Origin of the sequence: Flavobacterium nitrogenifigens (assembly GCF_003254565.1) — a bacterium.
Taxonomy (GTDB): domain Bacteria; phylum Bacteroidota; class Bacteroidia; order Flavobacteriales; family Flavobacteriaceae; genus Flavobacterium; species Flavobacterium nitrogenifigens.
Window position 1 is genome coordinate 353,688 of the sequence record NZ_QJRI01000181.1, and the last position, 7,522, is coordinate 361,209.

The 7,522-nt window shown below is 33.6% G+C and carries 7 protein-coding genes; 1 reads left to right on the forward strand and 6 read right to left on the reverse strand.

Annotated features, from left to right (window positions below; genetic code table 11):
- Positions 1-112: 112 nt before the first annotated feature.
- Positions 113-1,717, reverse strand: coding sequence for a phosphoenolpyruvate carboxykinase (ATP) (gene pckA / locus DM397_RS21530; RefSeq protein WP_111379613.1), 1,605 nt, complete (start codon positions 1,715-1,717; stop codon positions 113-115).
- 301 nt (positions 1,718-2,018) lie between these two features.
- Positions 2,019-2,405, reverse strand: coding sequence for a DUF423 domain-containing protein (locus DM397_RS21535; protein WP_111379615.1), 387 nt, complete (start codon positions 2,403-2,405; stop codon positions 2,019-2,021).
- Positions 2,406-2,592: 187 nt separating this feature from the next.
- Between DM397_RS21535 and DM397_RS21540 the strand changes: the two genes are divergently transcribed.
- Positions 2,593-3,957: a saccharopine dehydrogenase family protein gene (locus tag DM397_RS21540; protein ID WP_111379616.1), complete on the forward strand. Its 1,365-nt coding sequence runs from the start codon at positions 2,593-2,595 to the stop codon at positions 3,955-3,957.
- Between the two features lie 182 nt (positions 3,958-4,139).
- Here DM397_RS21540 and DM397_RS21545 read toward each other — a convergent pair whose 3' ends face one another.
- From DM397_RS21545 to DM397_RS21560, 4 genes are read right to left on the reverse strand one after another with little or no spacing between them, the layout of a single operon-like run.
- Complete coding sequence (locus tag DM397_RS21545) at positions 4,140-5,363, reverse strand: M56 family metallopeptidase (RefSeq protein ID WP_239457892.1); 1,224 nt, start codon at positions 5,361-5,363, stop codon at positions 4,140-4,142.
- Positions 5,360-5,734, reverse strand: a complete 375-nt coding sequence (locus DM397_RS21550; RefSeq protein WP_111379618.1) for a BlaI/MecI/CopY family transcriptional regulator — start codon at positions 5,732-5,734, stop codon at positions 5,360-5,362. Before DM397_RS21550 ends, DM397_RS21545 begins: the two co-directional genes overlap by 4 nt.
- Positions 5,731-6,693, reverse strand: a complete 963-nt coding sequence (locus DM397_RS21555; RefSeq protein ID WP_111379619.1) for a DUF6624 domain-containing protein — start codon at positions 6,691-6,693, stop codon at positions 5,731-5,733. The genes DM397_RS21550 and DM397_RS21555 overlap by 4 nt, the downstream gene beginning before the upstream one ends.
- A 19-nt stretch (positions 6,694-6,712) precedes the next feature.
- Positions 6,713-7,135 carry a toxin-antitoxin system YwqK family antitoxin gene (locus DM397_RS21560; protein WP_111379621.1) on the reverse strand — a complete coding sequence of 141 codons (423 nt, stop codon included), beginning with the start codon at positions 7,133-7,135 and terminating at the stop codon, positions 6,713-6,715.
- Between the last annotated feature and the right edge of the window lie 387 nt (positions 7,136-7,522).

The window sequence follows — 7,522 nt, forward strand, 5'->3', positions numbered from 1 at the left end:
TTCAGTCGCAGTTCCGTGTTCAGTGTCTATTTTTTTTACTGCGATTGGAAACCAACTAAAAAAAGCTGTTCATTTCTGAACAGCTTTTTTATTTTGAATTAAATAATTCCTTTTATTCTGTAATCGGTGCACCTGCTAAGATTTCAGCATTTGCAAACTCTTCAAATTTGGCAAAATTAGCTTTGAATTTATGTGCCAATTCTAACGCTTTTTTATCGTATAAATCTTTGTCTTCCCAAGTATTTCTAGGATTTAAAATTTCCACTGGAACGTTTGGACAATCTTGAGGAATTTCAATTCCAAATACTTCATGATTTTTGAACTCTACATCATTCAATTCTCCTTTTAACGCAGCAGTAATCATAGCACGAGTGAATTTAAGCTTCATACGGCTTCCTGTTCCGTAAGCTCCTCCAGTCCATCCTGTATTGATTAACCAAACTTTTACGCCTGCATCTTTCATTTTTTTGCTCAACATTTCAGCATAACGCGTTGGGTGCAAAGGCATAAATGGCGCTCCAAAACAAGCAGAGAAATTAGGCTGAGGCTCTGTTACACCAGCTTCTGTTCCAGCAACTTTTGCTGTATATCCAGAAATAAAGTGGTAAGCCGCCTGACCTGGAGTCAATCTTGAGATTGGAGGCAAGATTCCAAAAGAATCAGCAGTTAAGAAAAATATATTTTTAGGATTGTGTCCAATCAAACCTGGCTGAACATTATCAATATGTGTAATTGGGTAACTTACACGAGTGTTTTGTGTGATCGAAACATCGTCAAAATCAACTACGTTTGTTCCTGCTTTGAAAACCACATTTTCTAAAAGCGCTCCTTTTTTGATTGCTCTAAAAATGTCTGGTTCATTTTCTTCAGTTAAATTAATAACTTTTGCATAGCATCCGCCTTCAAAATTGAAAACAGTGTTTTCATTTGTCCAGCCATGCTCATCATCTCCAATTAATTTACGCTCTGGATCTGCAGATAAAGTTGTTTTTCCTGTACCAGACAATCCAAAGAAGATTGCTGTATCTCCTGCTTCACCAACATTGGCGCTACAGTGCATTGGAAGTGTATTTTTGAAAACTGGAAGAATAAAGTTTAATGCAGAGAAAATTCCTTTTTTCATTTCTCCCGTATAACCTGTTCCTCCGATTAATGCAATTTTTTTAGTAAAATCTAAAATAGCAAAATTAGACTGGCGTGTTCCGTCTACAGCAGGATCTGCCATAAAACTTGGAGCGCAAACTACGGTCCATTCTGGAGTAAAATTAGCCAATTCTGAATCTTCTGGACGTAAGAACATATTGTAGCAAAACAAGTTTGACCAAGCTGTTTCTGTTACAACACGAACATTCAATCTATAATTTGGATCAGAGCACACATAAGAATCACGAACAAAAACTTCTTTGTTTGATAAAAATGCTGTTACCTTATTATAAAGCTTTTCAAAAGCTTGAGGCTCAAATGGGATATTTACATTTCCCCACCAAACTTGATCCTTAGTGATATCATCTTTTACGATAAAACGATCTTGTGGAGAACGACCTGTAAATTCACCTGTATTAATTGCTAATGCTCCAGTCGAATTCTCAACACCTTGACCAGACTGCAAAGTAATCGCATGTAATTCATCTGCAGATAGTTGATAACGAACTTTTGCATTTTCAATTCCTAACTCTTTTAACGAAATCGATTGCGCGAAAACTGTATTACTGTCCATAAATTTTTAAGTTGTGTGTGATTTTTTGTTTAAAGCAAAATTACAGATTAATTCTTATTTCTTTTAAAATAATTAAATTTCACTTCGATTTATATCAAAAAAGAAAAATTTCACTTTTAAAATTACAAAAAGAAAAAAATAATCGCTCTTAATTTGTTTATTTACAACCCTATATGCGAATTTGTTATATTATTTTTGTTTGATAACAGAAAATACAAAAAAGTCACACAAATAAAGTTATATGTTATTTATGTGACAAAATTAAAGATTAATTCTTAGACAGAATTTTTTTTTCGGGATTTTATGATTTTCTCTTCAAAATCGCAAAGAATAATAGCGTCCAGGCGATAATTAATAAGAAACCACCCAAAGGTGTTGCGAATACTATAATTTTAGACTCGAACAAAGTGTAGTCTTTTGTTGCCAATAAATAGATTGAACCGCTGAAAAGCAAAACGCCTGCAACTACCAAATTATAGATTGTTTTCAAGGTTTTTTCTGCAATGTCTTTTTGGGTAGATAGAAAAAGAAGAAAAAGAGCATGATACATTTGGTAACGAACACCAACTTCAAAAGTATTTAATTGATCAACCGAAAGATATTTTTTCAATAAATGAGCGCCAAAAGCACCCAAAATAATAGCTAGCATACCAATAAAAGCTCCAGTTAGAATGATTCTTCTTTTCATAATATATCTCTTTTGAAATTTCAAACAAAAATACTTCAAACGAACTGAAAAACCGCCTTTGTTTCTGGATTATTTAGAACAAAATCAAATTATTTTTCGGGTTTTGCGAAAAAAATAATTTAATTTTCTTTAATTTGAATTGTTATATTTATAACATTTAAATATATTTGTGTTAAATATTTAAGACATGAGAAACATTTTAATATTTGGAGCAGGAAGATCTGCATCTTCTTTGATTCGATATTTACTATCAAAATCTAATGAAGAAAAGCTGCATTTAACAGTAGCCGACCTTTCATTGAATCTTGCGAAAGCAAAAACACAGGAACATCCTAATGCCACTCCGATTGCCTTAGATATTTTTAAATCCGATGAAAGAAAAAAAGCTATTGAAAATGCGTCAATCGTAATTTCTATGCTTCCTGCACATCTTCATATCGAGATTGCAAAAGACTGCCTTGAATTCAAAAAACATCTTGTTACGGCTTCTTATATTAGTGATGCCATGCAGGCTTTAAACGAAGAAGCTATTCAAAACAATCTGATTTTCATGAACGAAATTGGTCTTGATCCAGGAATCGATCATATGAGCGCCATGAAAGTCATTGACGAAATCAGATCGAAAGGTGGCAAAATGCTTTTATTTGAATCTTTCTGCGGCGGACTTGTAGCTCCTGAATCTGACAATAATTTATGGAATTACAAATTTACTTGGGCTCCACGAAATGTAGTTTTGGCCGGACAAGGCGGTGCCGCCAAATTTATCCAAGAAGGAACTTATAAATACATTCCGTATAGCGCTTTATTTCGCAGAACCGAATTTCTTGAAGTAGAAGGCTACGGAAAATTTGAAGCTTATTCTAACCGTGACTCTCTTAAATACAGATCTGTTTACGGCTTAGATGATGTTCTTACCTTATATAGAGGTACAATTAGAAGAGTGGGTTATTCTCGCGCTTGGAATATGTTTGTACAGCTCGGGATGACTGATGATAGCTATGTTTTAGAGGGGTCAGAAAATATGAGTTATCGTCAGTTCATCAATTCTTTCCTTCCATATCATCCAACAGATTCAGTCGAAATCAAAACCCGATTGATCTTAAAAATCGATCAGGACGATATTATGTGGGATAAACTTTTGGAACTGGATTTATTTAACCCAAACAAAAAAGTAAATCTGCCAAATGCTACTCCAGCGCAAATTTTAGAGAAGATATTATCTGAAAGCTGGGCTCTTGAACCAGATGACAAAGATATGATCGTGATGTATCATAAATTTGGTTATGAACTAAATGGCGAAAAGAAACAAATCGACTCTAAAATGGTTTGTATTGGCGAGGACCAGACTTATACTGCAATGGCAAAAACAGTTGGACTTCCGGTTGCGATTGCGACTTTATTAATCTTAAACGGAAAAATCACAACTCCAGGTGTTCAGCTTCCTATTAAAAAGGAAGTTTACGAACCTATTTTGAAGGAGTTAGAAGAATATGGGGTCATTTTTAACGAACAAAATGTACCTTATTTTGGATACAACCCAGACTTGTTCTAGTCTAGGTCTGCATGTTTATTTTAGAATTTTTTTTTAATTAGTTTTTAATTTTATCCGCTTCTCCCATCAAGAAGCGGATTTTTTTCTTTTAAGAGGCAAAGGTTCAGAGGAGCAAAGTTACAAAGGTTTTATACTTTGCACAAAAAACCTTTATCACTTTGCTCCTTTGTCACTCCCAGCCTCTATTTCTCACTCTGAAGCGTAATCGGTAAACTGTACATCACTCGAACGGCTTGACCATTTTCGGTTGCAGGAATCCATTTTGGCGAAAGTTTCAAAACGCGAATTGCTTCCTCAGCAGTGCCATATCCTAAATCTTTTACGACTTTAAAATCCGACAGACTCCCATCTTTTTCGACCATAAATTCAATAAGAAATTTGCCTTGTATTTTTTGTTTCGAAAATTCTTCTGACATTCTAAAATTTTGCCCAACAAACATATAAAACTTTTCTATCCCACCGGGAAATTGTGGTTTTCCCACATTAGCACCAACATAATTAATACCTTTATTATTCTGATTTCTCAAATTAGCACTGGTTTGTGCAACTGCTTCAGAATTAAAAGCAATTAACAATAAAAAACAAACAGCAGCCACAGAACTTATCTTCAAAATCATCGCAATTGGCGATATTTCTTTAGTCATCATTAGCAAACGTTTCTTAGTTATTAAATAATTAATATTGCTCGCCAAATCGACAGTCTTTTTGTTTGATGCAAATTGCAACAATAAGTTCTGATAGTTTTTTACTTCTCCAAATTGCTTATTTACAGCCTCATCAGCCAAAAACTCGTGATTAAGTTTTATCGCTTTTCTAAAAAGAGAAATAAAGGGATTAAACCAAAACACGGTCTGTACCGTAGCAATAAAAAGAATATCCAACGTATGTCTTTGTTCTAAATGCGCTTTTTCGTGCACAATTAATTCTGATGGAACTCTCCCCGTTTCAAACTCTGTTTTATTTACAAAAATGGCATTCCAAAAAGAATGTGGCAAAACAGCATCATCGGTTAAAATTACTTTTACTCCATTTACAGAAAGAGCTTCTTTACTTCTTAATTTTTGAAAAAATGAAAGCACATTTAAAATCAATCGAAATCCCAACACTATGGCAACAATTACATAAACTCGCTTCAAAATGGCAAAAACGTATTCTAAAATGTAGTTTTCATCTATAGGTGCTCGACTTGTTCTAATCTCTATTCCTTCCAATTGAATTGCGTTTAATCCGCTCTCAAATAAAGGCTTGAATGTAAAAAGCTGCAACGGAATTATAAAACTAAAAATCAAACTTCCTAGAAGATACGCACGATTAAACCGAAACATTCTTTCGTTTTCTAACAACAATTTATACACCGCATAAAACACAGCAAGCAGCAAACCCGATTTTAAAAGATACGTTATCATTTTTTCTTTTTTTGAATTTCTGAATCAATTATTTTTTTAAGATCTTCCAATTCCGAAGATGATAAATTGGTTTCGGTTGTAAAAAACGAAGCAAACTGTGAAGCCGAATTATTAAAAAAATTACTAATTAGCCCTTTTACGTGTTTTGCAAAATAGTCTGTTTTCTTTACTACCGGATAATATTCTCGAGAATTCCCAAATTCGTTATACGCTACAAACTTCTTATCGATCATCCTTTTCAGTAAAGTTGCAACCGTTGTTGTTGCCGGTTTTGGTTCCGGATACGCTTCGAGCAAATCTTTCATAAAAGCCTTTTCAAGCTTCCATAAATGCTCCATTAACTGTTCTTCTGCGTTTGATAATTGTATCATGGTTTTGTGTTTTCAAGTTTTTCTGTTTCAGCCAATTCCTTTTTATATTCCTCCAAATTCCAGTCAATGTTTAGTTTTACTGCATAGTCCGCCATTGTGCCAAGTCCGACTTCCGCACGCCTTTTATCAACATTATCGGGATCTATCATTGGTGCAATACAAATTTTACCAGTCTTTTTATTCTTTGAACTCTGACTGCCATAAATTTGCTTTTTCCCTTCTCTCAAAGCCACTCTATCTTCTAAATACGCTAGATTTCCAGGATTAGCATTGCCATTTTTAACGGCCTCTCTCATCATAGGCAAATATTTTTGCTGATATTCTAAATCGGCATGCTGAATCACTAGAAATAAAGTCTGATTTCCCTGTGTTCCTACCACATTTTTTCCTAACCAGCCTCTTTCGTCCAGTATTTTCATCACCTTAATAAGGTTAATACTGTCTTTTCTTTCCATAATCTTTCCAATGCTGTCAATTTTCTTTTTATCAGGTTTAGCAGCTCTATATACGTTCATAAACTCTCCTCGAATTTCCTGATCTTCGGTGTAAATCTCTGCAAGTTGTTTTTCCAGCACCTTATCATAATTTGCTCCAATAACGTCTAATTTCTTCTGCAGTTTATCAATTGTTTTATTCCATTCTTTTTCTGAGTGCAAAGGCTTTAAATCATTATCAATTTTAATATGCGCCATATTCTCGTATCCGTTATCGATAGAAAGGTTCAGCCATTTAAATGCTTTTTTATGCTGCCTTGCCATAGAAGCAGAACAACCTGCATTATACAAATCTCGATTGTCTTTTTTTTCTATTTTAAAAGCTTTTTCATAATATGAAACAGACAATTTGTAGTTTTTTGCCGTGTAGCAAGAATCTGCTTTATGAACCCATTCTTTATAAGTTTGAGCTTGCATAAAAACGCAGTTAAATACAATAAAAGAAAATGCGATTATTCTTTTCATAGTTTAAAGGTTAGTTTGTCTATTTAATATTTTGTTCCGAAATCAATTCTCCTTTTTCGTAATTCTTGATTCCTTTTAATTTTCCTTTATCCGAATAAAACTTCCATTCTCCAAAATAAAACCAATGCGTTTCAACCGAATTCGTTTCTAATTTTGTTTTTCCTTTCGATTCCAACTTTCCGTTTTCGTAATAGCTTTTCACGACACAGATTCCGTTTTTATATTTTTCTGTTTTATAGATTTTTCCGTTAATGTACGATTTCCACTTTTTTATCGGAAGATCGTTTTTATAATACTCATACGATTTATAATTTGTACCATCCTGCGTATAATCATCAATCCAAACACCTTCTTTTTTCCTGTCAATTTTCTGATTGATCGGTTTGCTTTTACAGCTCAAAAGCATTGAACCGCAAAACAATAGTAAAAAGAGGTTTTTCATATTTATGTTTTAATTCTACAAGCATAGATGTTGCTCTACAAATGTAGAATTAATTTTCAAACTAGCAAATATTTTTTTAAGATTCTGATATCGTAAGACTTAAAAGTTCTTATAACCTAAATTTTCTTGATTTTCCAAATGCGTTAGGGATTGAGGCGGTATCCTTTTATGTAGCGGAGCGGAATAAAAGATATAGCCGAAAGCCCGACCGAAGGGAACGCCCATAAAAAAATCCGCTCATTTCTGAACGGATTTATATCTTAAAAATGCTGCTGAAAATTTTAACCGCAAAGAACGCAAGGATTTTATTTAAGGTTACCTTTATAAACGCAAAGTTCGCAAAGCTTTACCTATATAGCTTTGCGAACTTTTATAAATCTTACTTAA